This window comes from Paenibacillus sp. FJAT-27812, from assembly GCF_001273905.1.
Classification (GTDB): domain Bacteria; phylum Bacillota; class Bacilli; order Paenibacillales; family Paenibacillaceae; genus Pristimantibacillus.
In genome coordinates this window covers 3670478-3693526 of the sequence record NZ_LIGH01000001.1, presented here as the reverse complement: position 1 = coordinate 3693526, position 23049 = coordinate 3670478, and the positions used below count along the sequence as shown (strand labels likewise).

Below are 23049 nucleotides of genomic sequence, written 5' to 3'. Positions count from 1 at the left end.
AGCGGTTTATAACACTCGGAACACGGGGTCCACAGGTAAAAAATGAACGGGAATATGGGCATAACGACTGCCGAGCCGATCGGCAAGCAGCTTCATGCCCGGCTGCTCGCTTTCCAGATGCCCAAGCACGACAAGCGCATGGCTCTTGCCGATAAACATGGCATCTCGCACATACTCGGGCGTCTCCCACTCTGGGCCCTCGCCATAAAGGATCACGTCTACATGATGTTTGGCGAACAAAGGAATCGCGTTCTCAGCCCCTCCTCTGTAGCCGGCAAGCAGGCCGATGCGGCTGCAATTCATCGATAAATCGCCAGCAGCGCGAATATAGCCGATGCCCAGCTGTTTTTTGATATAGCCGATGACTTGTTCGAGCTTCATCGGTTGGATAGTTACGAGCGCAGCGCTCGGCAAATATTCCGTTAGATGGTTCTGCCAATCCAAAGCTTCAATAAGCCCCTCCATAATGCCATCGGGCCGATACCGATGCCAATAATCATGGAAACGATAAACAGCCAATTTATGCTCTTCGATAAACCGTTTTTTAGCCTCGTAAACAAGATCGTCCACACCCAGCGGTTCCGTTTGGTCATGGTGGCTAAAAAACGTGCCTTCATGCGTTATAATTAAATTCGCCCCAAGTTGAACCGCCTCTTCAAGCACCTGTTGCGTCGCCATAAACGTAACGGCAATGCCCTTGGCTTCCGCTTGGGAATCGCCAAACTTTAGTGTATCTACGCGACTTGCAATCGAATCAACGGATGCCGTTAAATCGTCTATTACTTGCTGTATTTTTATCATCGCATCGATCCGCCCTTAATGGTTCGTTTCTGGCATACATTAATTAAATTGTAATTTCAAAAAAAAATCTACACAATGTAAAAAGTATAGTGTCAACCCTATAAACTATAGATTTTAAAATCCAAAAAAGGCGACCGCTTCCGAATTCAGTCCGGGAAGCAATCGCCTTCTATTTAAGTTTCCTAGATACGCTCCTTCACCCAAACAGCCATCTCGCCTTTGCCTCGATTGGCCCAAGCGTAGTAAGGGATAAAGGTGATATTCGCTGGCTCAAGAGCCGCTTCGGCATTGGAGCGGTATAGCTGCGAGCCCCACTGCTCGAATTGCAGCTTAAGCCCCTCCGCCTTGATTACCTGAATGCCGCCAATGAGATTTTCTGCAAAAGCAGCTTCGAGCTTCGCATCTTGCGGCAGCAGCAGCTGCCCAAGCAGCGGTCCGTTATCCGCTTCCTCTACGCAATAGACCAGCGGCCCCCGCTGCAAGGCAACCTTACCTGCGTTTTGTTTAACCAGCGGATGGCTTCTTACACGCTGAATAGGCATCTCTAGCGCAAGCTCCACAACATCGCCGGATATCCACTGCCGCTCGATACGAGCATAGCCGTCTACGATTTGATCCGCTATTGGGTACTCCTCTCCATTTATGAGCACCGCCGCATTCTCTGACCAGTCCGGTATACGCAGCGCTAGGGCAAACGAAGCCGGCTGCTCCAGCGTCACTTCGAAGCGTGCCGAGCCTTCCCACGGCATGCTGGAATGCTGATTAAGCTTAACTGTTGTATCGCCTAACGCAAGCTCCATCTCTCCGCCGATATAGAGATGCGAATAAATCGTATTCCCTTTCGTTGAATACACATACTCGCCTAGCGATGCCAGCAGCCGAGCGATATTCGGCGGGCAGCAAGCGCAGCCGAACCATTCCTGGCGAACAGGCTTCACGTGATTAAAGTTTTTGTTTTTGCCGTCGCACACGTCTGGCGTTACCTCTAGCGGATTCACGTAGAAGAAATGCCTGCCGTCACGCGACATCCCGGCAATAACGGTATTAAACAATGCCCGCTCCATAACGTCCGCATATCGGCTGTTAGGCTCGAGCTGCAGCATTCTGTGGGCGAAGAAGATCAGACCAATCGACGCGCATGTCTCCGAATAGACCGTGTCATTGGGCAAATCATAGTCAAAGGAGAACGCCTCGCCATGCGCCACCGAACCAATGCCGCCCGTAATATACATCTGCTTCGAGGCAATGTTGTCCCATAACCTGCGGCAAGCTTCAATTAAAGACTCGTCTCCCGTCTCGCGCGCAACATCCGCCATGCCCGCCAGCATGTAAACGACGCGTACAGCGTGGCCAACCGCCGCTTCCTGCTCGCGCACAGGAGCATGGGCTTGAAAATATTCCGGTTCGATATGGATTTTGTTATTGCTCCAATGCGTCGTTCTGCCTCTGCGGTCAGCCTCTGCCTCGAAGAAGCTTGGCTCTTGTCCGCGCTTGTCGATGAAGTAGCTGCTCATCTCCAAATATTTGCGATTGCCCGTCGTCTCATAGAGCTTCACCAGCGCAAGCTCGATCTCTTGATGGCCGTCATAGCCGGCAATTTGATTGGGTCCATCGCCGAAGACGACTGCGATATCATCCGCAATGCGGCATACGATATCCAGCAGCTTCCGCTTGCCAGTCGCTTTATAATAAGCAACACCGGCTTCAATCATATGACCGGCAGAATAAAGCTCATGGCACTCCGTTAGATTGGTCCATTTGCTGCCGGGCTCCTTGATCGTGTAGAACGTATTCAAATAGCCGTCAGGCTGCTGCGCTTTGCCAATAATGTCGATCATCTCGTCAGCAACCTGCTCAAGCTGATCATCCCGCTTCGTCTCAAGCAGGTACCCTACCGCCTCCAGCCACTTTGCCACGTCGGTATCCTGGAAGACGAAGCCGTAAAACTCACCTTCCGTAAGTCCGGCCGCGATCTTAAAGTTGCTAACCGCCCCGCTTCGCTCTGCTCCCTCTACGCGGTCGTTTATCGCATCCCACTGATAAGGAACAACGACGTCCCTCACTAGATTAATATAATAATTCCAGAAATCATCCTTTATTTTAACTTGCTTAAGTGAAACCGGCTTTGCGTTATCCTTGCTCGCCGTTTGCCCCATAATCTATCGCACCTCTCTTAGCATCTATTAAATTTCATACTGCTGATTTCTATTGTATGGGTTAAAATAAAACATAAATATGAACGGATAAAACTTATTTCTTATAAAATTTCACACAAACTTGGAGGGAGTAAGCATGATGCCGGAAGCACAAGATCATGTCTATTTCGCAGCGCCTCCGCTGCCCTATTATTTAGAGAGCGGCGTGACCGTCCACAAACGCGGCGATCAGCATCCGAACCGGAAGCAGCTCGGCGTATTTGATCTGCTTATCGTTGAATCCGGCTGCTTATTTATCGGCGAGGAGGACCGGAAATGGAGCCTGACCGAAAGGCAAACGCTGCTGCTGCTTCCAGACCGTCCCCATTACTCGGTGAAGCCATCGGAGGAGCGGACTGTCTTCTACTGGGTCCATTTTCAGTCTGTGGGAGAGTGGCAGCAGTCCGGGCTCGACCATGCCAGCATCAGCCATGAAGATCATTACAATCGTTTCCTAGCGTCCCCCTATTCGCTCCATCTCCAAAAAGCATGGACGCTCCCTTACCCCGAGCAAACGTATCGCTTGATGCGAACGTTGAACAAAGCGGGAGGGGAGCGCCAATCAAGCGCCTTCTGGACGCAGCAGCAAACTTTCGAGGAGCTGCTGCGCATGATGGATTTGCGGCAAAATGACAGCTATACAAGCCCATCCGTTACGCTCGCGGAGAAGGCGGAGGCTTATATTAAAAACAACTACCGCACCGAAGTGACGAGCAAAACGATGGCGGAAGCGCTCAATTTTCACTACAACTATATTACGAGATGCATGAAGCAGGTTTATGGCATGACGCCTATCGACTACTTAGCGAAATATCGGCTTGAGCAGGCTAAGCTGCTGCTGCTGAAGACCGAATGGCCAATAGCTGAAATTGCCCAATACGTCGGGTTCGAGAATGTCCCTTACTTCTCCAATTGCTTCACCCGTCAAATCGGACTGGCGCCGACCAAGTTCCGCAAGCGGTATACGACTTAAATGAAAGAAGAGGCGGTCCCCGGAAGACAGCCTCTACTGCGATTATGTATGGCGAATGATGACACCCCCAGCGGCCTGCCCATTCAAATCGATGGTGTAATATAACGCCTCCCGCTTTCACGCCTGAATGCAGCTGGTTATCATGGCGCTTTAACAAGCGTCCGCTTCAGCCAGTCGTAAGCAAGCCGTCCGCTTATTTCATGCGTGCCTGGAAATACGTCGATTTCGAGCTTGCCACTCGCTCCCTCGGACTCATAAATTGCCTGGATTTCTGCGGCTGCCTTCCGAAACCCTGCCACTGGAAAAATCGGATCACGCTCACCTGATTCCAGAAATAGCGGGCGAGGCGCAATAAGCCCGATTAGCTCTGGAAGCTCCGCGTGAAGGAGCAGCCCCGGCGTGTAGTTGTCGATGCAGTGATGGACGGCGAAGATGCTTTCTTTGACCGTATTCGTGAAGCCAGTCAGCACAGCTGCCTGTATCCGAGCTTCCAGCACAGCAGCCACGAAGCCAATTAAGCCGCCGCCGGAGAAGCCCATAAGGCCTATCCGGTCCGCATCGACCTCTGGCCGTGAAGAGAAGCATTGAAATGTCTTTAACGCTTCCGCTACGCGCAAGCCGGTAAGCGTCTTCCCAAGCATCATCAGCTGCGTCGACAAGTTGTGGCAGGAATTTGGGGAATCAGGATTATGCGCAAGATCGGCAAGCAGCCTGCGTTCGCCGAAGCCGATGACATCGGGAGCGATAACGGCCATCCCCCTCTTAACTAGCTGCACGGCAAAATGCTGATGGATGCCGGGCTCAGACTCATCAGGAGAGCCATCCTTCAACAGCCCAACAATTTCTCGGCTGCCGTAGCCATGGCCATGCAGCGCCAGCACGCCTGGCAGCGGCCCTTTGGCGCCATCTGGAATAAGCACATAAGCGGCAAAGGCCAGCTCCGGTGTAGCCGACAGCTCCACGCGTTCGCGAATATATCCGTCGCACTGAACGCGCTCCAGCAGCTTAGGGGCATGATCAGCATTAGGCTCAAAATGGCCGATCAACTCGCGCAGCGCCGCTTTCAGCTTAGGCTTCCGTTCGTTTCGGAGCTGCAGATTTTGATTGCGATGCCGATCAACCGCTTCGTTATACAGCTTTTCTAAATAAGAATCTCCATTCCACATTTAGGTCTCTCCTCCTTTGATAATGCTCTTCAGCAAGCTTTTTAAGAAGAAATAGCTATGTCTGTGATTTCTTATCGTGACTTTGCTTGACATAATAAGATTTAAGTAGGGTATTGAATTTTTATTCTCTATGTTGTATATTTATGCAATGAGATGAATAATCGGGAGGCACGTAAATGATTCAGATGGAAAATTCGGTAACGGCAGCTTTATTGGAAACGGCTCAGAAATCGGTTCTTTTTACGGCACGCCGTCCTAGCATTGTGATGGAACGCGGCGAAGGGATGCATTTATGGGATACGGATGGAAAACGTTACTTGGACTTTGTCGGCGGCTGGGCTGTAACAAGCTTGGGACATTCCCCTGCTGTACTGCAGGAGGCTTTGTCACGTCAGGCTTCAACGTTAGTGCATGCAAGCCCCGGTTACTATAATAAGCCTATGATTGAATTCGCCGAGCTGTTGACCAGCGTAAGCGGCATGGACAAAGCTTTTTTTGCGAGCAGCGGCGCCGAAGCGAACGAAAGCGCAATAAAGCTGGCAAGAAAGCATGGCGCAGTTCATATGAATGGCGCCTATGAAATCATTACGTTAAAGAACAGCTTTCACGGTCGCTCCTTGGCCATGATGTCTGCGACAGGAAAAGAGCAGTGGAAGGAGCTTTTTGCGCCCAAGGTGGACGGCTTCAAGCATGTGCCTATCAATGACCTTGATGCTTGCTTCGCTGCGGTTACGAACGAGACCTGCGCGATAATGGTCGAGCTTGTACAAGGTGAGGGCGGCGTCCATGCTGTGGATGAAGCTTATTTGTATGGCCTGCGCAAAATGTGCGACATGTACGGCATGCTGCTTATTTTTGATGAAGTACAGACGGGGATGGGCAGAACGGGCAAGCTTTTTGCCTATGAGCATTACGGTATTATGCCCGACGTTATCACCCTCGGCAAAGGCATTGGCGGCGGCTTCCCGCTATCGGCGATGCTGACGAAAAGCAAATACGATCTATTCGAGCCGGGCGACCAAGGCGGAACTTACACGGGAGCGCCGCTTGCAATGGCAGCAGGCTACGCCGTGCTTCAGGAGCTATTGGAGCAAAATTTGGCGAGCAACGCCAAGACGCAAGGGCAGTATCTGACAGCTAGCCTGCGCAACCTATCCTGCGAAGTTCCGATTTCAAATATTCGCGGCAAAGGGCTTCTGCTGGCATTCGACGTACCAGAGGGGACCGCGCCCGAGCTTGCTGCGATTTGCTTGCAGGAAGGGCTGCTCATCAACGCATTAAACGCGTCAACGATCCGGCTCGTACCGCCGCTAATCGTAACCCAAAAGGACATCGACCAAATGCTGAGCATCCTGTTCCGCGCTTTCGGCCAGCTGCAAGCTGGTTAAGCTTAGTCAGCAAGTGCAGGGCAGAGGCGATAATCCGCATCAGTTAAGCCCACCCTCGAACAACTCGTCCAATTCCGATTCAGGAAGGACGAGTTTTTTTATGGGTGAGAAGCAATCTGCTCGCATGGCGCAGCATCTCCAGTTACTTTTCCAAGCACGCTCCAACAAACAATTTGCAACGCGGCTCCTTCTTACTACTCTGATTATATGCGAAGCGAACGGTTCGTACGCCAACCTCCGCTACCAATTCAGCGCGTTCCCCGCATAATCAACATACTCGCAATCGGCTGCGGCCGCATTCGTATTTAGGCGTGCCTCGACTAGCCGCAATATTGAATCGGCTGACTGCTCCGGTGTGAGAGCCGCACCCGCATCAAGCTTGCCCTGCATATACGTCTGCACCCAGCCGGGATGTACGACGAGCACTCGGCCGCCGTGCGGCTTGATGCCATTGTGGACGAGCTTCGATTGCATGTTCAGCGCAGCCTTCGACATGCAATAAGCGTACCAGCTATTTCGGTGGCAATCGCCGATGCTGCCTGCCTCTGACGAAATATTAACGAGAAATTTCGCTTCGCTCTTTAGCAGCAGCGGCATAAACGTCTGGCTCATCCGAAGGCTGCCTAAAGTGTTGACGTTATACACCTCCATCATTTCCGCATAATTGAGCGGATCAAGCACGGTCGCACCAATATCGCCCAAAATGGCACCGTTATTGATCAACAAATCAAGCCGGTCCGTCAACGCAGACGTTGCCCGCCACGCCCCAGCCACCGACTCATCGCTTGATATATCTAGCCGCAGCACGTTCAGCCGATCGGAATATGTATCCTTAAGCTCCGCAAGCTGAGGTACTTCCTCAGCATATTGTCCGGCAAACACATGATAACCCTGCTTAAGCAAACCTTTAACAAGCGCTAACCCTACCCCACGGTCCGTTCCGGTTACGAATGCTGTTTTCGTCAATTGACCCACTCCTCTAATAATCTTTTAAAAAGGTTGCGAATGTTGGATAAGCCGCTTTGCATAATTTAGATACGGTTGTAAAGCTCCCAATCAAGCAGGAGGGCTCCTATTTTGCGTAAACGTGCTGCCAAAAATAAAGAATTTACGATATACGTCATTCCGGCGTGGAAATGGAAGGAATTTATCGCCTTCGAGCTTATCGGCGGCACTGCCTTCTATTTGCTTTGCCGTAAAACCGCTCATTCCGAGCTGTTTGGCGTCGCTGCCAACATAGCCGGGCCGCAAATGCTCAAATACTTAATGGCGGCTTATCGGCTGGACGCAAAAAACGTTCCGCAGCCCCCGCCGAGCTAGCGGAATTGCAGAACGTTTCTTAAACGCTAGAAGCCGAAATATGCTTTCGCATTGCGGTAGGAGATGTTCTGGACCATATTGCCCAGCAGCTCCATATCCGCCGGGGCCTCGCCATTTTCAACCCATTCGCCAAGCAAATTGCAGAGCAATCGTCTGAAATACTCATGCCTGGTGTAGGATAAGAAGCTGCGGGAATCAGTAAGCATCCCGACAAAGCGGCTAAGCAATCCCAGATTAGCAAGCGCATTCATTTGATCTAGCATACCATTTTTTGTATCGTTGAACCACCATGCAGAGCCGAGCTGAATTTTTCCCGGCACCCCGCCGCCTTGAAAGCTTCCAATAATAGAGCCGAGCACGTCATTGTCCTTGGCGTTAAGCGAATAAACGATTGTTTTCGGAAGCGCATCATCCGTATCCAGCGCATCAAGCAGTCTGGCGAGCGGGTACGCTACTGCGCTATCGTTGATCGAGTCAAAGCCCGTATCCGGTCCAAGCTTGCCGAACATGCGCGAGCTGTTGTTTCTTGCCGCATTAATATGGAATTGCATCGCCCAGCCGCGCTCGGCATACAACCTTCCAAGAAAGAGAAGTGTGTACGTTTTGTACTGCTTTTCCTCTTCCAAGCTTACCGTTTCCGCATTCAAGGCTTTGGCAAAAATAGCAGCTGCATCCTCTTTCGTCGTCTCGGCGTAAGCGACATAATCCAGAGCATGGTCGGATACCTTACAGCCCACCTCGTCAAAAAACTTCACTCTCGCCGCAAGCGCATTAAGCAGCTCATCATAGCTGCCGATTTTGCTTGAAGCCGCGGCGCCAAGCTTGCCGATCCACTCCAAGAACGTCGCGCGGTTTATTTCGAGCGCTTTGTCCGGCCGGAAGGACGGAAGCACCTGCACGTTAAAATCTTCTAAACCCTTAATCGCCACATGGTATTCAAGCGAATCAGCCGGATCATCCGTCGTGCAAATGACCTCTACGTTCGACATTTTGATCAAATCACGCGCTCGATACTGGCCGGTTGCCAGCTTCGCATTGACCTTCTCCCAAATCACCGGCGCCGTTTTCTCATTAATAAGCTCGTTCACGCCAAAATAGCGGCGAAGCTCCAAATGCGACCATTGATACAGCGGATTGCCAACCGTTTGCGGAACCGTCCTCGCCCAAGCCTCGAAGCGCTCGTAATCAGTCACGCCCTCTCCGCCGGTTACGTAACGTTCCTCAACGCCATTCGCCCGCATCGCCCGCCATTTATAGTGATCGCCGTACAGCCATGCCTCCGTAAGGTTCGAGAAGCTTGTATTCTCGAAAATTTGCTGCGGGCTTAGATGGCAGTGATAGTCAATAATAGGCATGTCCTTCGCAAAATCATGGTATAACCGGATTGCCGTTTCGTTCGATAACAAAAAATCGTCGTCCATAAATGGCTTCATTCCGTTTCCCCCAGTACACTATTTGTGGAATTTCACAAGGTCATCGATCTGTACGGCAAGCCCCGTCTGAATGGAACGATTCGCTGCAATGCCCGTTAGAATCGATCTTGCTCCGTCAATATGATTAGCCGCACGGTTGAACGGGTCCTCCACTGGCGTCCCGAACAAATCGTTCAGCAGGACTGGATCGCCGCCGCCGTGGCCGCCAACGCCGACCTCTACATCAACCTCATAAGGGGCTGCGAACATGGGGAACACCTTAATCGTTTTTTCCTTCAAGGCGCCCTCTTGTGATTTCTCTCCGCCCGAATTGACATACGATTGCTCGACGATATTCATTTCAATGCGGCCCTTCGTCCCATTAAAAGCGATGCGATAGCCTTCCCATGGCAAGTATGCATTTAACGAATAGGTTAAAATCGCGTTGTTTTTGTAGCGGACAAGCACGCCCATCGTGTCTTCAATGTTGATTCCGTCTCCGAACACGCTTTGGTCGCGGCGATAGCCATCCTCATGCTCCGCATCCAAATACATCGCTTTTAAATGGTCATTTTTATCCAAGTGTAGCGCAAACGGATCGTTCTCAGCAATCGGGTTTCCAGTCGCTCGCTCATAAAACTTCGTTTCGCCGCGCTGCTCGGCATTTTCACGTCCGTAGAACAATAGGTCGCCAAAGGCGAACACCGACTCCGGCTGCGAGCCGATCCAGAAATTGACGAGATCAAAGTGATGCGTCGATTTATGCACGAGCAGACCGCCGCTGTTTTGCTTGTTGCGATGCCATCTTCTGAAGTAATCGGCGCCATGCTGCGTATTCAGAAGCCATTCAAAGTGGACGGAAGTTACTTTCCCGATTGTTCCATTCGCGATAAGCTCCCTAGCTTTCGTATGATGCGGCGCGTAGCGATAGTTGAACGTCACCCGCACATTACGGCCCGTGCGCTCCACCGCATCCAAAATATCCTGGCATTTTTTCTCGTCAACCGTCATCGGCTTCTCGGTCACGACATCGCACCCAAGCTCCAGCGCACGAATGATGTACGTATGGTGCGTCCGGTCCATGCTCGTCACGATAACCGCATCAGGCTTCTCCTGCTCGATCATCCGATCAAATTCATTGGACTTGTATGTTTTTACTGCTTCATATTTATATTTATCCGCTAAAATGCGGTTCGCATAGTCCATCCGGGTTTGGTTAATATCACAAAATGCGAGCAGCTCCGACGTCTCTCTGAAATCGGTTGCAAGCGCACCGTAAAAAAATTCGGCCCTGCCGCCGCTTCCTACCAATACATAACGTTTTTTTGTCATACTATGATTCCTCCCTCAATTCGCTTGCTTTCATCTTACTGCATGAGAGTGATATAATTCTATGCATATGATGCTGATTTTTCACAAAACACCGCTTATTTTGCGAAAATATTAAAAAGGAGCGAATCGATGAAAAATATTCCGCTGGAATTCCACAGCTTTGGCGCCACTCCCGAGCTGTATATAGAATATACCAAGCGCGCAGCTCCATTCACGATGGAAGATGACCATTATCATGACTATTACGAAATATACTATATGCTCGCAGGCCAGCGGATCTATTTTATCCGTGACCGCTCTTATTCTGTCGAGCAAGGCGACCTTGTTTTCATCCAAAAGCATGAGCTTCATAAAACGATGCAAAGCGGCGATGCCTCGCATGAGCGGCTGATCGTTCATTTTGATGATGCAACGATCCGCTCTCTAGCAGGCAAGCATGCCGAACTTCTATTAACACCGTTTAGGCAAGCCTCCCATATTATCCGTTTGCCAAGGCAAGAGCAGCTTGCTGCTGACCAATTGATGCGAAGGCTGCTTGCAGAGATCGAACAGCGCCCCGAAGGGTTTGAGCTTTTCCCGCCGCATGCGGTAACCGAGCTGCTGCTGACCGCAGCCAGATACTTGCAGAAGCATGAGCCTGCCCCGCTCCACCATGCTACGCCCATGCATGCAAAAATATCTGAAGTGATCCGCTATATTAATGCTCACTTTGCAGAGCCGCTTAGGCTTGGCGTGCTAGCTGACCAATTTTTTATCAGTTCCTACTATTTAAGCCGAATGTTCAAGGAAATGACCGGGTTCACTTTTTCCGATTACGTCATTCTCACGCGCATTAAGGAAGCGCAGCGACTGCTGCGCGAAACCGAAATCAGCATTACCGACATAGCCGCCGCGGTCGGCTTCGATAACTTTTCCCATTTCGGCAAAACATTCAAAAAAATCATCCGTGTATCCCCGCGTGAATATCGCAAGCTGTACTTGTGAATGATTAATAGAAGTGTCGTAATTTCGTATATAGATGGTCATTAAATTGCACTAAAAATAAGAACGCAAATATGTTAGATTATATTTGTTGTCATATATTTATATACGAATTACGAATTCACTAATAGACGCCCAGGGAGAGATGAACCGATGATTCGAATTGGTAAAATCAGCTATTGGCATGTACACGCATGGGATTATACGAAGCAAGCACAGGAGCATCCAGGTACGGAAATCGTAGCGGTTTGGGATGAAATCGCAGAACGCGGCCAAGCGGCTGCTGAGAAGCTGGGCGTTACTTTCTACGAAAATTTAGACGAAATGCTAAAACGCGACGATATTGACGCGGTAATCGTTGACGCGCCGACTGTTAGACACCAAGAGGTTATGGTTGCGGCTGCTAAAGCCGGCAAACATATTTTCACAGAGAAGGTTGTTGCGGCAACTTTAAAAGAAGTTAACGTTATACTGGATGAAGTAGCTAAAAATAATGTAAAATTAACGGTATCGCTGCCTCGTTTAAATGACGGCTATACGCTCGCGATTCGTGATATATTGTCACAAGGCGTACTTGGGAAGATTACGCTGGTACGAGCTCGTTTATCTCACAACGGTGCGACAGCAAACTGGCTTCCCGAGCATTTCTACAACCTGGAAGAATGCCGCGGCGGCGCGCTGATCGATTTGGGCTGCCATCCGATGTATTTGACTAGACTGTTCATGAATGAAATGCCTAAAGAAGTTTCGGCTCATTTCGGCTATGTAACTGGCAAAGAAGTGGAAGATAACGCGGTATCGGTTCTGTCTGCTCCGTCCGGTGCGATCGGCATTGTAGAAGCTGGTTTCGTTAACAATCATTCACCGTTCACGCTGGAAGTACATGGCACGGAAGGCTCGCTGCTTTACGGCACGCCAGATAACAAGCTGCTGCTTCGCACTTCCAATGCAGGCGCTGAATCCTCCGAGGCTTGGACAGCTCAGCCGATTCCGCAAGCAAGAGAGAGCGCTTTTGACCAGTGGGTATCGCATATCGAAAACAATACGTCGGCTGACGAAAATGTAAGCCTTGCCATCGACTTGACTAAGCTGATGGAAGCTTCGAATCTGTCCGCTCGCGAGCATCGTGCCGTTAGAATTGATGAGCTGAGCGAGTAACCGCTACCGTAAAGCGGAGTACACCGAGGAGGAATCGGCATGCCTAACTTTCCTTATGAGGTCATGCATGAGCGTCAGGATGCGCTGGAGCGTCTAGAGCTATGTATCAGGTGGGGACCCTATGACATTCATGTGCTGCGCTTCCATCTGACCCAATTTCCTCCCGGCAGAATCGTCGGATTTCACAAGCATGCGGAATATGAGTTCCATTTCATCCCGCAGGGCAAAGGGAAAGTCATCATTGTCGACCAGGAATACGCGCTTAAGCCCGGCATGTTTTATTTAACCGGACCCGAAATTATGCATTACCAAGAAGCGGATGCCCTTGAAGCGATGGATGAGCTCTGTCTGCACGTGGACATCATTGACAGGAGTGCTCAGGATAATAGCGGCGCCTCCCATTCCGACGACGATTGGGAAGCCGCCGAGGCGCGTGATTGCATCGAGAAGCTGAGAAATCTTCCTCATTTTCCGACTGCCGACCTGCACCAAGCGATGCCTCGTTTTCTTGAAGCTTATCAAGCCTGCAACGATAATTTCGTCGGAAGCTATACGACCATTAAGCAAACGGTAATCCAAATTTTGCTGCGTGCCGTTCGCGCTTACGATAGCGCAAGCGAGCAGAAGCAATTTCCAACGCGCGATATGAAAGCTTATCGCTACCGCCTTGCTTTGGAGTATATCTACGCGAACTATGACGGCTTCATTACGCTTGAAGACGTAGCAGACAAGCTTAATTTAAGCTCCAGGCATATTCAGCGGCTGTTCAAGGAGCTTCATCACGGGCATACTTTTAGTCGTATTCTCGAAGACATTCGTCTTGCTGTCGTATGCCGCGAGCTGCAGGAGAGCGAGCAATCCGTGGAAAAAATCGCGAAGCTGGCCGGTTTTGCCGGCGGCAACTACCTGCATGCCGTATTTCGCAAAAAATTTGGCGTTACGCCCTCCGAATACCGGAAGAGCTCGCGCCAAGCCGTACCGCAATGATCGATCATACCAAACCACTAGGAGGCTTTTAACATGTCCAAAATATATAAACTTGCTATTATCGGCTGTGGAGGAATTGCTAACGGCAAACACTTGCCAAGCCTTAAAAAACTAAACAACGTTGAAATCGTTGCATTTTGCGATATCGTCGAGCACCGTGCTATCGAAGCGGCTGCCCTATACGGCGCTGAAGGCGCTCGCGTTTACACGGATTACAAAGAGCTTTTGACTGACGCCTCCATCGAGATCGTTCACGTTTGTACGCCAAACGACTCACATGCGGATATCGCGATTGATGCGCTTGAAGCAGGCAAACATGTTATGAGCGAGAAGCCAATGGCAAAAACAGCTCATGACGCACAGCGCATGGTTGACGCGGCTCGCCGTACAGGCAAGAAGCTGACTGTTGGCTACAACAACCGTTTCCGTCCAGACAGCCAACACTTGAAGAAGCTTTGTGAAGCTGGCGAGCTTGGCGATATCTATTACGCTAAAGCGCATGCGATTCGTCGCCGTGCCGTTCCGACTTGGGGCGTATTCCTGGATGAAGAAAAACAAGGCGGCGGACCGCTTATCGATATCGGTACCCACGCTCTTGATTTGACGCTATGGATGCTTGACAACTACAAGCCAAAAGTCGTGCTTGGCACTTCGTACCACAAGCTTTCGCAGCGCGAAAACGCAGCAAACGCTTGGGGACCTTGGGATCCAGCGAAATTCACAGTTGAGGATTCTGCATTCGGTATGATCGTCATGGAGAACGGCGCTACAATCGTGCTTGAATCCAGCTGGGCGCTTAACACGCTAGAGGTTGACGAAGCAAAATGTACGCTTTCCGGTACAGAAGGCGGCGCTGACATGAAGGATGGCCTTCGCATTAATGGCGAGAAGCACAGCCGTCTATACGCAACAAAAGTGGATTTGAACGCAGGCGGAGTTGCTTTCTACGATGGCAAAACCGAGAGCGACGCAGATCTTGAAATGAGAATGTGGCTGAAAGCAATCGACGAAGATACCGATCCAGTTGTAACGCCAGAGCAAGCTTTCGTCGTTTCGCAAATTCTTGAAGCGATCTATGAATCATCCAAAACCGGCAAAGCCGTATACCTATAAGCAACAAAAAGGAGCTGCCTCGCAAGGTCTGATAAGACCCTGGAGGCAGCTCGTTTTTTTCGCGACAAACGACTAGCTATCTATCTTCCAAAAAGGGAGCTGCCGCTATGACGAGCGCTATTGCTGCTCCTGTAATAATCAAGGACGGCTTGCGCGTTTGCATTAGTCCGCTAAAATAGCGTCAATTCGAGCAAGAAGCTCATCTGATAGTTTAAGCTCGCTCGCTTTGCTGTTTTCTACAATTTGCTCGGGACGGCTTGCGCCTACTAAAGCGCTGGCTACATTCGGTTGTCTCAGTACCCATGCAATCGCTAGCTGCGCAACGGAATAACCAAGCTCAGCCGCCACTCCTTTTAGCTGCTCCACGCGGGATAGATGCCAATCGCTCAAATAACCGCCGATGTACATGTTCGAGCTTGCATCCAGCGCGCGGCTGCCCTGAGGCTTGCCTGCTTCCCCGCTGCTATACTTGCCCGTAAGCACGCCTTGCGCGAGCGGCGAGAACACGACCTGGCTGATGCCGTTACGTTCGCCGAGCGGGATGATCTCCTTCTCGATTGCGCGGTGGAACATATGGTACTGCGGCTGGTTGACGACGATCCGGTCCAGCAAATATTTATCCGCTACCTGAAGCGCCTCCTGCATCTGGGCTGCCGTCCACTCGCTTACGCCGACATACAGCACCTTTCCGGATCGAACAAGATCCTCAATCGTCCTCAGCGTTTCATCAACCGGCGTATTCGGGTCAAAGCGATGACAATAATATATATCTACATAGTCGAGCCCCAGCCTCTTCAAGCTCGCGTTCGCCTGCTCCAAAATATGCTTGCGCGACAAGCCGCGATCATTCGGGCCTGAGCCCATGTCGCCAAATACTTTAGTAGCGATGACATAAGATTCGCGCGCGTAGCCCCGCAAAGCTTCGCCAACGACCTCTTCCGCTTTGCCGCGCATATAGACGTTAGCCGTATCGAAGAAATTAATGCCCAGCTCGTAAGCCTGCGCAATGGTTTTCGCTGCCGTTCCGTCATCAACGGAATTTCCGTACGTCAACCAGCTTCCAAGACTGATCTCGCTTACCTTCAAGCCCGTTCTTCCAAGTCTGCGATAATTCATAATAACCTCCGGCAATTTTATTTTTGCGACATGGTTCATTCTTGAATGACACTACCTCAATAGTCTCCGAGAAGAAGTAACTAAGTATGCTACAAATTCATTGGGGCGCCTTTATGATCAATAAATAATGCGTCGGCTTGCGTCTTCCGCTCAACGATATCCAAAATGCCCGCAGCTGAAACGCCTGCATCGCCCGGTGCCTTCTCGCCGCCCATATCCGTTTTGATCCAGCCCGGATGAAGCGCGTGAACGACAAAGCCGTGTGGAGTGAGCTCGCGGCGAAGCTGAGCCGAGAACATGTTGAGTGCCGACTTGGACAGCGCATACGAATAATCGCCGCCATAAGCGCCAGAGAAGCAGCCCGCTTCCGAGCTAATGTTTATAATGCTTTGCCTCTCACCCTTGCGAAGCAGCGGCAAGAAATGCTTGAGCACGACAATCGGCCCAAATAAATTCGTTTGGAACGATTGCTCCATTTGCTCCATATCAAGCTGCTCCAGCTTCTGATCCCTGCCAAGCAATATCGCAGCGCTGTTAATGATAGAATCAAGGCGGATTTCCCGGCCTTCTATTTGCTCGCTGGCATAACGAACCGAGTTCTCGTCCACGACATCTAGCGGCAGTATCGTCAATTGGCCGGGGAATCTCGTAATCAGCTCCTGCAGCCCCTCCGTAGAAGAGCCGGGACTGCGAACGCCTGCCAACACGTGATGACCTCTTTCGCACGCTTCGTTTGCTAGCGCTAAGCCCAGCCCTCGATTGGCACCTGTAATTAGAATGTTCATGCTGCTATTTTCCTCCTATCCATTCATTCCTCGAAATGTGAAGCGTTTTCGCAAAATGCCGTTAGTTTTTATCGTTCTCCAGCAGCTCCAGCATAATCTTAAGCTGCTTGAACGTATCCAGATAAGCGTAGCGTCCTCCGGTGTACTCTCCCTTTTGAACCAAAGCCATGCCGTTCTTCTCCATTAATGCAACCTTCTCTTTCATTCCTTCGACGACAAAAGCGATATGATGCGGGCCTTCTCCATGCTGATCAAGATGCTCCCTCCACGTGCTCGGGTGCTCATCCGGCTCAATCAGCTCGAGCTGCAGGGAGCCCATATCAAAAAAAGCAAGCTTAGCGCGAGCCTCCGACGACTCGCCGTTATAGGCGGTTTGCGCTTTGTCGACCGTATCCGTCCAAAACCAGCTTGGCTTCTCCACGCCAAAAAAATCCGCATAGGCTTGTGAGGTTTCATCAATATCATGTACTAAAAGTCCGATTTGCGTGATTGTCTTTGTGCCGAGTATATTTTTATCCATGTTGATTGCATCTCCCTATAATGGTTGATTTTATAATGAATGAACGTCGTATTTGCTTAAAAAATCGATTGCGCTATCTCCAAATGATCCAGTAACACGACCAGCCCTTACATCCACATCCCCCCTCTCAAAAGGTCGAGCACCATTGTAAACACGCGTTTATTTTGTTCTAAAAAATAAAGCTGCTGCTCTATCCCAATTAGAGCAGCGTTCAAATGTGCATTCAGCCTCACTGCTATATGGCTTGCTTGCTTCTACTTCTCAGCTGTTAATCTTCGGCAAGATTCACGGACAACAAGCTCCGTGCTTACCGCAAACGTTTGGAATGCCGTGCTGCCATTCTCAATGCTGGAGATTAACGTTTTTGTCAATTTATCCATCATATCGGCAAAATCAACCCGAATCGTCGTTAAAGCCGGACTATAATGGGCACTTAAAATGTGATCATCAAAACCGATTACCGAAACATCCTGAGGCACGTTGATGCCTGACTCCTTGAAAGCACGAATAGCTCCGAAGGCTACGCTGTCGTTAGCGGCAAAGATCGCCGATGGCAGCTCCGTCTTCGCTTTCAAAAATTCCTTAATCGCCTTATAGCCGCTTTCCTCGTTAAAATCACCCGGCAGCATCCATTGCTGCGCGAGCGGCAGCTGATGCTTGTTCATCGCGGCTTGGAACCCTCGCCATTTCGATGGACCAGAATACCGGTTCATGTCTCCGTTGATCATCCCGATTCGCTTATGACCCAAGCTCACTAAATAATCGATCGCTTGGCCAACGCCGGTTTCGTTGTCAAAGTTGAACACCATCCGGTTTGGCTCGGAGCGTCCCGGCAAATGCTGATCGACAATGGCGACCATAAAACCTTCAGCGATAAGTTCCTCGATTAGCGGTTCGTGATTGGCTGCACCAATAAATACGCCGCCATCGATTCTTCGCTGATAGAAGCTTTCCTTGATCGCGCGGGTTTCTTCCTGCTCCTTCATATCCCGAACGATATGGGTCAGCACGTAATACCCATGAGAAGAGGCGCTGTCAATAATTCGGGCAAGCAGCAGGCTAGAGAGACTGTCGCCGGATACGCGGCCGGAATCAATCATGAATAATCCGATCGTGCGCGTACGCTTGCCTGCCAGCACTTGAGCGGATAGATTGGGGTAATAATTGTGCTGCTGAATAACCTTCATCACTTTCTGTTTCGTCTTCTCCGGGACATTGGCATAGTTGTTAATTACTCGGCTGACCGTGCTTCTGGAAACGCCCGCCAGCTTGGCGATTTCCGTGCTGTTTATTTCCTTGCTCAACCAAAGACCCTCTTTCCGTAAACACGTGTTTATGGGCATATGGTACCAATGATCTGAAGCGCTGTCAATTCATAATTCTACGATTATAAAAAATCTCTATTACAAATCTGTGCAGAAGCGCCCTGCAATTGTATAAGTTCCTGCGTTCCAAGCGGCATAGCTACTGCTCCTAAACTTATCTTGCCTTGTGTAAGCTCCTCAGCTCCACCATTTGCACCTTTCTGCTGCACTAAATACAGTGTAGCTTAATGCTCAAGCCAGCTATCCAAATAAACTAGCAGCCCCTATCATTTAAACAGCTATGTCGCGGCAGTTGCTAGCCGCCTCTTCCTCCTGCTTGCCGCAAGCAGATATAGAAAAAGGGCTATGTATCCGTTCAGCCAAAAAAACGACCGGACGTGATCGTCCAGTCGTCTCATCGCTGCTATTATCTTGTTTCTCTATGAACGGTAACCCGTTTAAGCCGCGGGCTGTATTTTTTAACCTCGAGCCGCTCCGGCGTTGTCCTTTTGTTTTTTGTTGTTGTATAGTTGCGGTCGCCCGTTTCTGTACAAGCAAGCGTTACGATTACTCTCACCATGTTCACCTCCTAATCGAATTTCAATGCAGATAATGCTTTCTAATGAACGGCTGACTCCATCTGGACATTTGCTGTATTTGGGAATTCATCTTGGAATTCATCCCAATTGAGCACCAGTTCCGCGTCGTTTAACAAGCAGCGATCCAGTGAATCGATCAGCTTCGCCCGATTCATTTCGATGCCGATAAATACGACTTTATTGATCCGGTCTCCGTATTCCTCATGCCAAATGCTCGCAAGCCCGGGATCTTCTTGCAAAATGGACTCGCGTTCCGCTTCAGGCAGTGCAGCCGCCCACTTGCCCGCTGGCCCGAATTGGATGGAAGGACCGGCTTGGCTTAAGCTTTGAGCGAAATCATTTCTCGTCGCAAGCCATACCATTCCCTTGGCACGCACAATATCCTCCGGCCATTCCTCCATCCACTCCATAAGGCGCTGCGGATGAAACGGCTTTGCACGCTCATAGACGAAGGAGGATATGCCGTACTCCTCCGTTTCAGGCGTATGTGCCGGTGCTTCCATTTCTTTGATCCAGCCAGCCGATTGGCTAGCCTCGTCAAAATTAAACAAAGAAGTAAACAATATTTCCTTTGGATCGACCTCGCCGTTAGCAGTGCGAATGAATTTGGCGCGAGGCTGCAGCGTTCGAAGAACCCCCTCCAGCTCCTCCAGCTCCTCTTCGCCGACAAGATCACACTTGTTCAGAATAAGCACGTCGCAAAATTCGATTTGATCGATCAGCAGATCAACGACCTCGCGCGTGTCGTCCTCGCCCACGGCTTGACTGCGTTCCAGCAGCGTCTCGCCTGACGAATAATCATGCCAGAAGCGATACGCATCAACGACCGTTACCATACAATCAAGCCTGCAAAATGAAGTCAAATCAATGCCTTGTTCTTCATCGATATACGTAAAGGTCTGAGCGACAGGCACCGGCTCGCCGACGCCAGTCGATTCAATCAGTATGTAATCAAACCGGTTTTCCTTCGCCAGCTTCTCGACTTCCTTCAGCAAATCCTCGCGCAGCGTGCAGCAAATGCAGCCGTTGGACATCTCGACTAGCTTCTCATCTGTCCGGGATAAGCCGCCGCCCTCCTTAATGAGACTGGCATCGATATTCAATTCGCTTAAATCATTAACGATAACAGCGACCTTAAGACCATCGCGATTGTTTAGCACATGATTCATAATCGTGGTCTTGCCGGCGCCCAAATAACCGCTCAATACGGTAACTGGAATTTGGTTCGTTGTATTGTATTTTTCGTTATTTAATATGTGGTTCACAGTCATCGGTTGCTCCTCAATTCTATTCTTGGTTGATAATTAAACGTAATCATTACGATTATAAAATAAAGAAAAAATCGAACCCGTCGACTAATAGTAATTATTACGTTTTAAACAGTATAGCAGCAGCACCCAAGCCCGTCAAGATAGTAACCATTACAAATAAAAAACCTCCACTCGCCCCTTCCTCGTATCATGTACATTAAAAAAAGCTGTCCCCGGTCAATGACCGCGAAGACAGCTCCGCAAACCTCACTTATTTTCGTTATGACGCTACTCTACTTTCTTTGCATGCTTCTGAGCCAGCAGCGACAGCTCTGCCGCTTTGAACGTATGCTCCTGCGTCATCGCATGCTCCGTTCCGTTTAAGCAATCAAGTATAAGCTGACCAAAATATGGAAAACCCACCTTACCGCCCAGCTTCAAATGCTGCTCGCCATCGGCATTAACCAGATATAGCTGATCGCCGTCCTTCTCGCGGGCAATATCGATATACTTACGCATTTCGATATAACCTTCCGTTCCGAGAATGACTGTCCTGCCGTCGCCCCATGTGCCAAGACCGCTTGGTGTCAGCCAGTCCACACGTAAATAACCGGTTGCCCCGTTCTCCCCCACAAGCGTCACATCGCCAAAATCCTCAAGCTCCGGATAGTCTTTATTTGCATAATTAGCGACCTTGCTGTTCACGACGGTGGCATTGCGGTTGCCTGTAAAATATAGAAACTGCTCAACTTGATGCGATCCGATATCACAAATAATGCCGCCATACTTCTCCTTCTCAAAAAACCATGCCGGTCTTGACGCTGCATTCAAGCGATGCGGCCCAAGTCCAATCACCTGCACGACACGTCCGATTGCGCCCTGCTCAATCAACTGACCGGCATATACGGCGCTCTCCACATGCAGTCGCTCACTGTAATACACGGCATATTTTTTGCCTGTCTCGGAGAAAGCGACACGCGCGTCCTCGAGCTGCTCTAGCGTCGTAAATGGCGCTTTATCCGTAAAATAGTGCTTGCCGCTTCGCATCACGCGAACGCCAAGCGGTCCTCTCTCCGAGGTGATCGCGGCAGCAGCCACTAGCTGAACCTCGGGATCTGCGAGCACCTGCTCCTCCGAGTCAGCCGCCTGCACCCGCGGATACTGGCGAATAAACGCCTCTACCTTAGCAGAATCGGGGTCATACACCCATTTCAAAGTGGCTCCCGCTTCCATGAGCCCATTGCACATTCCATAAATATGACCATGATCGAGACTAACGGCGGCGATTACGAATTGTCCGTCCTCTACTACCCGATTCGGTTTTCCTTTTGGCGCGTACTTCATGCCATCTGCTTTGCTCATAGCCGTTAGTCCTCCTTCTGATAAGATGAATTTGAAATCCGCTCTTGCAAATGCTGATGGAACAGCTCTTCGTCAATCGGAAGGTCAACCCAATTATCGGTCCAAGTAGAGAGAAGCATCGCATTGGAAAGCATCAGCCCTTTAATGCCTTCCTCGCCTGGAGCGATCAATGCTTCGTCAAACAAAATCGCATTTACCCAGTTTTGCGTAATCCCTTTATGATCAGGATAGCTGCCTTTAACCGGAATCTCGCATTTCCAGCATTCCGGCTCCCCGAAGCCGCCGGTAAAGCTTTTATTAAATTCAGACTCAGACACGCGCAGCCGCCAAAAGGTTAACGTATTATTTTCGATTACGATTTTGCCGCGATCACCGCTTATTTCGAGCCTGTTCGTGCCCGGCGCTTCGCCTGTTGTCGTAACGAATACGCCAGTTGCGCCATTTTCGTATTCTACGAAAGCGGTCACGTCATCCTCAACCTCGATATTGCGATGCTTGCCGAAATAACAGAATGCACGGACGCGTTTTGGCATCATGCTGATCGTCCACTGCCACAGGTCAAGCTGATGCGGATCCTGATTGAGCAGCACGCCGCCGCCTTCGCCAGCCCATGTCGCGCGCCAAGTCCCGGAATCATAATAGCTTTGTGAGCGGTACCAGTTCGTAATAATCCAGTTGGTCCGTTTTACCTCGCCAAGCTCTCCGGCATCAATCAGTTCCTTCAGCTTCACATATAACGGATTTGTCCGTTGGTTGTACATCATGCTGAATTTCACATTTGCCTTGCTTCCCGCCTCGTTCATCTGACGGACCTGCTTCGTGTAGACGCCAGCCGGCTTCTCGCAAAGCACATGCAGGCCGCGCTGAAAGGAAGCGATTGCAAGCTCTGGATGCGAGTAATGCGGCGTAGCGATTAGAACGCCGTCAATCAAGCCGGAATCCATCATTTCATACGGATCGGCATACAAGCCTACTTGATCGCCTAGCTTTTCTTTGGCCCATTGCAGATTAGGCTGCAAGCTGTCGCTTACAGCGGTAACTTCAACGCCGCTTACCTCACCCTTAAGTAAGTATCCGATATGCCCCTTGCCCATATTTCCAAGCCCAATAATACCTAAACGAACGATCTGCATTCGAATGCCGCCCCTTTATTTGAAAGTTTATTAACTGCTTTTCCCACTCATTTGAACCTGCTTTCATCGTAGCACTTCAAGCTCACGCCGGCTTCATTCGCATTATCCTGTTTGCGCTTTTATTTGACTGTGGTTGGTGTATAATGAGGGTATT

Annotated in this window: 21 protein-coding genes; 7 read left to right on the top strand and 14 right to left on the bottom strand. The window is 50.1% G+C overall.

Annotated elements, in window-relative coordinates:
- Nucleotides 1-6: 6 nt before the first annotated feature.
- Both ADU23_RS15605 and ADU23_RS15600 read right to left on the bottom strand, forming a co-directional pair.
- Nucleotides 7-801 carry a Nif3-like dinuclear metal center hexameric protein gene (locus ADU23_RS15605; RefSeq protein ID WP_053374571.1) on the bottom strand — a complete coding sequence of 265 codons (795 nt, stop codon included), beginning with the start codon at nucleotides 799-801 and terminating at the stop codon, nucleotides 7-9.
- Between the two features lie 182 nt (nucleotides 802-983).
- Nucleotides 984-2957 (bottom strand): glycoside hydrolase family 127 protein, encoded by a 1974-nt coding sequence (locus ADU23_RS15600; RefSeq protein ID WP_053374570.1) that lies wholly within the window; start codon nucleotides 2955-2957, stop codon nucleotides 984-986.
- A 136-nt stretch (nucleotides 2958-3093) separates the two neighbouring features.
- Between ADU23_RS15600 and ADU23_RS15595 the strand changes: the two genes are divergently transcribed.
- The gene (locus tag ADU23_RS15595) at nucleotides 3094-3969 is read left to right on the top strand and encodes a helix-turn-helix domain-containing protein (protein WP_231637407.1); all 876 of its coding nucleotides are present in this window, start codon (nucleotides 3094-3096) and stop codon (nucleotides 3967-3969) included.
- Between the two features lie 140 nt (nucleotides 3970-4109).
- Here ADU23_RS15595 and ADU23_RS15590 read toward each other — a convergent pair whose 3' ends face one another.
- The gene (locus tag ADU23_RS15590) at nucleotides 4110-5135 is read right to left on the bottom strand and encodes a dienelactone hydrolase family protein (RefSeq protein WP_053374569.1); all 1026 of its coding nucleotides are present in this window, start codon (nucleotides 5133-5135) and stop codon (nucleotides 4110-4112) included.
- A 176-nt stretch (nucleotides 5136-5311) separates the two neighbouring features.
- Here ADU23_RS15590 and ADU23_RS15585 point away from each other — a divergent pair, with 176 nt between their 5' ends.
- Complete coding sequence (locus ADU23_RS15585) at nucleotides 5312-6523, top strand: aspartate aminotransferase family protein (RefSeq protein ID WP_053374568.1); 1212 nt, start codon at nucleotides 5312-5314, stop codon at nucleotides 6521-6523.
- A 240-nt stretch (nucleotides 6524-6763) separates the two neighbouring features.
- Here the strand turns inward: ADU23_RS15585 and ADU23_RS15580 are convergent, their stop codons facing one another.
- On the bottom strand, nucleotides 6764-7498 hold the full coding sequence (locus ADU23_RS15580; RefSeq protein WP_053374567.1) for an SDR family oxidoreductase: 735 nt from the start codon (nucleotides 7496-7498) through the stop codon (nucleotides 6764-6766).
- A gap of 102 nt (nucleotides 7499-7600) precedes the next feature.
- On the opposite strand from ADU23_RS15580, the gene ADU23_RS15575 reads away from it, so the two are divergent.
- On the top strand, nucleotides 7601-7843 hold the full coding sequence (locus ADU23_RS15575; RefSeq protein ID WP_053374566.1) for a hypothetical protein: 243 nt from the start codon (nucleotides 7601-7603) through the stop codon (nucleotides 7841-7843).
- Nucleotides 7844-7869: 26 nt separating this feature from the next.
- Here ADU23_RS15575 and uxaC read toward each other — a convergent pair whose 3' ends face one another.
- Both uxaC and ADU23_RS15565 read right to left on the bottom strand, forming a co-directional pair.
- Nucleotides 7870-9276: a glucuronate isomerase gene (gene uxaC / locus ADU23_RS15570; protein WP_053374565.1), complete on the bottom strand. Its 1407-nt coding sequence runs from the start codon at nucleotides 9274-9276 to the stop codon at nucleotides 7870-7872.
- Between the two features lie 18 nt (nucleotides 9277-9294).
- Nucleotides 9295-10587, bottom strand: a complete 1293-nt coding sequence (locus ADU23_RS15565; protein ID WP_053374564.1) for a Gfo/Idh/MocA family protein — start codon at nucleotides 10585-10587, stop codon at nucleotides 9295-9297.
- Between the two features lie 129 nt (nucleotides 10588-10716).
- Between ADU23_RS15565 and ADU23_RS15560 the strand changes: the two genes are divergently transcribed.
- From ADU23_RS15560 to ADU23_RS15545, 4 genes are all read left to right on the top strand, one after another.
- Nucleotides 10717-11571, top strand: coding sequence for an AraC family transcriptional regulator (locus ADU23_RS15560; RefSeq protein WP_053374563.1), 855 nt, complete (start codon nucleotides 10717-10719; stop codon nucleotides 11569-11571).
- A gap of 150 nt (nucleotides 11572-11721) precedes the next feature.
- Nucleotides 11722-12726: a Gfo/Idh/MocA family protein gene (locus tag ADU23_RS15555; RefSeq protein ID WP_053374562.1), complete on the top strand. Its 1005-nt coding sequence runs from the start codon at nucleotides 11722-11724 to the stop codon at nucleotides 12724-12726.
- Nucleotides 12727-12765: 39 nt separating this feature from the next.
- Nucleotides 12766-13713, top strand: a complete 948-nt coding sequence (locus tag ADU23_RS15550) for an AraC family transcriptional regulator (RefSeq protein ID WP_053374561.1) — start codon at nucleotides 12766-12768, stop codon at nucleotides 13711-13713.
- Nucleotides 13714-13746: 33 nt separating this feature from the next.
- Complete coding sequence (locus ADU23_RS15545) at nucleotides 13747-14826, top strand: Gfo/Idh/MocA family protein (RefSeq protein WP_053374560.1); 1080 nt, start codon at nucleotides 13747-13749, stop codon at nucleotides 14824-14826.
- A gap of 162 nt (nucleotides 14827-14988) precedes the next feature.
- On the opposite strand, the gene ADU23_RS15540 is transcribed toward ADU23_RS15545, so the two are convergent.
- The 8 genes from ADU23_RS15540 to ADU23_RS15505 all read right to left on the bottom strand — a co-directional run bounded on the left by ADU23_RS15540 (nucleotide 14989) and on the right by ADU23_RS15505 (nucleotide 22895).
- Nucleotides 14989-15942: an aldo/keto reductase family protein gene (locus ADU23_RS15540; protein WP_053377652.1), complete on the bottom strand. Its 954-nt coding sequence runs from the start codon at nucleotides 15940-15942 to the stop codon at nucleotides 14989-14991.
- 89 nt (nucleotides 15943-16031) lie between these two features.
- Nucleotides 16032-16727, bottom strand: a complete 696-nt coding sequence (locus ADU23_RS15535; protein ID WP_053374559.1) for an SDR family oxidoreductase — start codon at nucleotides 16725-16727, stop codon at nucleotides 16032-16034.
- A 61-nt stretch (nucleotides 16728-16788) separates the two neighbouring features.
- Nucleotides 16789-17247 carry a VOC family protein gene (locus ADU23_RS15530; protein ID WP_053374558.1) on the bottom strand — a complete coding sequence of 153 codons (459 nt, stop codon included), beginning with the start codon at nucleotides 17245-17247 and terminating at the stop codon, nucleotides 16789-16791.
- Between the two features lie 254 nt (nucleotides 17248-17501).
- Nucleotides 17502-18551 carry a LacI family DNA-binding transcriptional regulator gene (locus ADU23_RS15525; RefSeq protein WP_231637406.1) on the bottom strand — a complete coding sequence of 350 codons (1050 nt, stop codon included), beginning with the start codon at nucleotides 18549-18551 and terminating at the stop codon, nucleotides 17502-17504.
- A gap of 427 nt (nucleotides 18552-18978) precedes the next feature.
- Nucleotides 18979-19128, bottom strand: a complete 150-nt coding sequence (gene rpmG, locus ADU23_RS15520) for a 50S ribosomal protein L33 (protein WP_053377650.1) — start codon at nucleotides 19126-19128, stop codon at nucleotides 18979-18981.
- 42 nt (nucleotides 19129-19170) lie between these two features.
- Nucleotides 19171-20421 (bottom strand): GTP-binding protein, encoded by a 1251-nt coding sequence (locus tag ADU23_RS15515; RefSeq protein WP_053374557.1) that lies wholly within the window; start codon nucleotides 20419-20421, stop codon nucleotides 19171-19173.
- Nucleotides 20422-20688: 267 nt separating this feature from the next.
- Entirely contained in the window at nucleotides 20689-21762 is a 1074-nt protein-coding gene (locus tag ADU23_RS15510) for a Gfo/Idh/MocA family protein (protein WP_053374556.1), read from the bottom strand.
- 5 nt (nucleotides 21763-21767) lie between these two features.
- Entirely contained in the window at nucleotides 21768-22895 is a 1128-nt protein-coding gene (locus tag ADU23_RS15505) for a Gfo/Idh/MocA family protein (protein ID WP_053374555.1), read from the bottom strand.
- Nucleotides 22896-23049 lie beyond the last annotated feature (154 nt).

Bases quoted from the DNA above. Each gene is read 5' to 3' on its own strand.
- uxaC (WP_053374565.1), bottom strand. From the start codon at position 9,276: ATGAAGCCATTTATGGACGACGATTTTTTGTTATCGAACGAAACGGCA.
- ADU23_RS15555 (WP_053374562.1), top strand. From the start codon at position 11,722: ATGATTCGAATTGGTAAAATCAGCTATTGGCATGTACACGCATGGGAT.
- ADU23_RS15565 (WP_053374564.1), bottom strand. From the start codon at position 10,587: ATGACAAAAAAACGTTATGTATTGGTAGGAAGCGGCGGCAGGGCCGAA.
- ADU23_RS15560 (WP_053374563.1), top strand. From the start codon at position 10,717: ATGAAAAATATTCCGCTGGAATTCCACAGCTTTGGCGCCACTCCCGAG.
- ADU23_RS15530 (WP_053374558.1), bottom strand. From the start codon at position 17,247: ATGGATAAAAATATACTCGGCACAAAGACAATCACGCAAATCGGACTT.
- ADU23_RS15535 (WP_053374559.1), bottom strand. From the start codon at position 16,727: ATGAACATTCTAATTACAGGTGCCAATCGAGGGCTGGGCTTAGCGCTA.
- ADU23_RS15550 (WP_053374561.1), top strand. From the start codon at position 12,766: ATGCCTAACTTTCCTTATGAGGTCATGCATGAGCGTCAGGATGCGCTG.
- ADU23_RS15600 (WP_053374570.1), bottom strand. From the start codon at position 2,957: ATGGGGCAAACGGCGAGCAAGGATAACGCAAAGCCGGTTTCACTTAAG.
- ADU23_RS15585 (WP_053374568.1), top strand. From the start codon at position 5,312: ATGATTCAGATGGAAAATTCGGTAACGGCAGCTTTATTGGAAACGGCT.
- ADU23_RS15590 (WP_053374569.1), bottom strand. From the start codon at position 5,135: ATGTGGAATGGAGATTCTTATTTAGAAAAGCTGTATAACGAAGCGGTT.
- ADU23_RS15510 (WP_053374556.1), bottom strand. From the start codon at position 21,762: ATGAGCAAAGCAGATGGCATGAAGTACGCGCCAAAAGGAAAACCGAAT.
- ADU23_RS15545 (WP_053374560.1), top strand. From the start codon at position 13,747: ATGTCCAAAATATATAAACTTGCTATTATCGGCTGTGGAGGAATTGCT.
- ADU23_RS15515 (WP_053374557.1), bottom strand. From the start codon at position 20,421: ATGACTGTGAACCACATATTAAATAACGAAAAATACAATACAACGAAC.
- ADU23_RS15505 (WP_053374555.1), bottom strand. From the start codon at position 22,895: ATGCAGATCGTTCGTTTAGGTATTATTGGGCTTGGAAATATGGGCAAG.
- ADU23_RS15595 (WP_231637407.1), top strand. From the start codon at position 3,094: ATGATGCCGGAAGCACAAGATCATGTCTATTTCGCAGCGCCTCCGCTG.
- ADU23_RS15540 (WP_053377652.1), bottom strand. From the start codon at position 15,942: ATGAATTATCGCAGACTTGGAAGAACGGGCTTGAAGGTAAGCGAGATC.
- ADU23_RS15605 (WP_053374571.1), bottom strand. From the start codon at position 801: ATGATAAAAATACAGCAAGTAATAGACGATTTAACGGCATCCGTTGAT.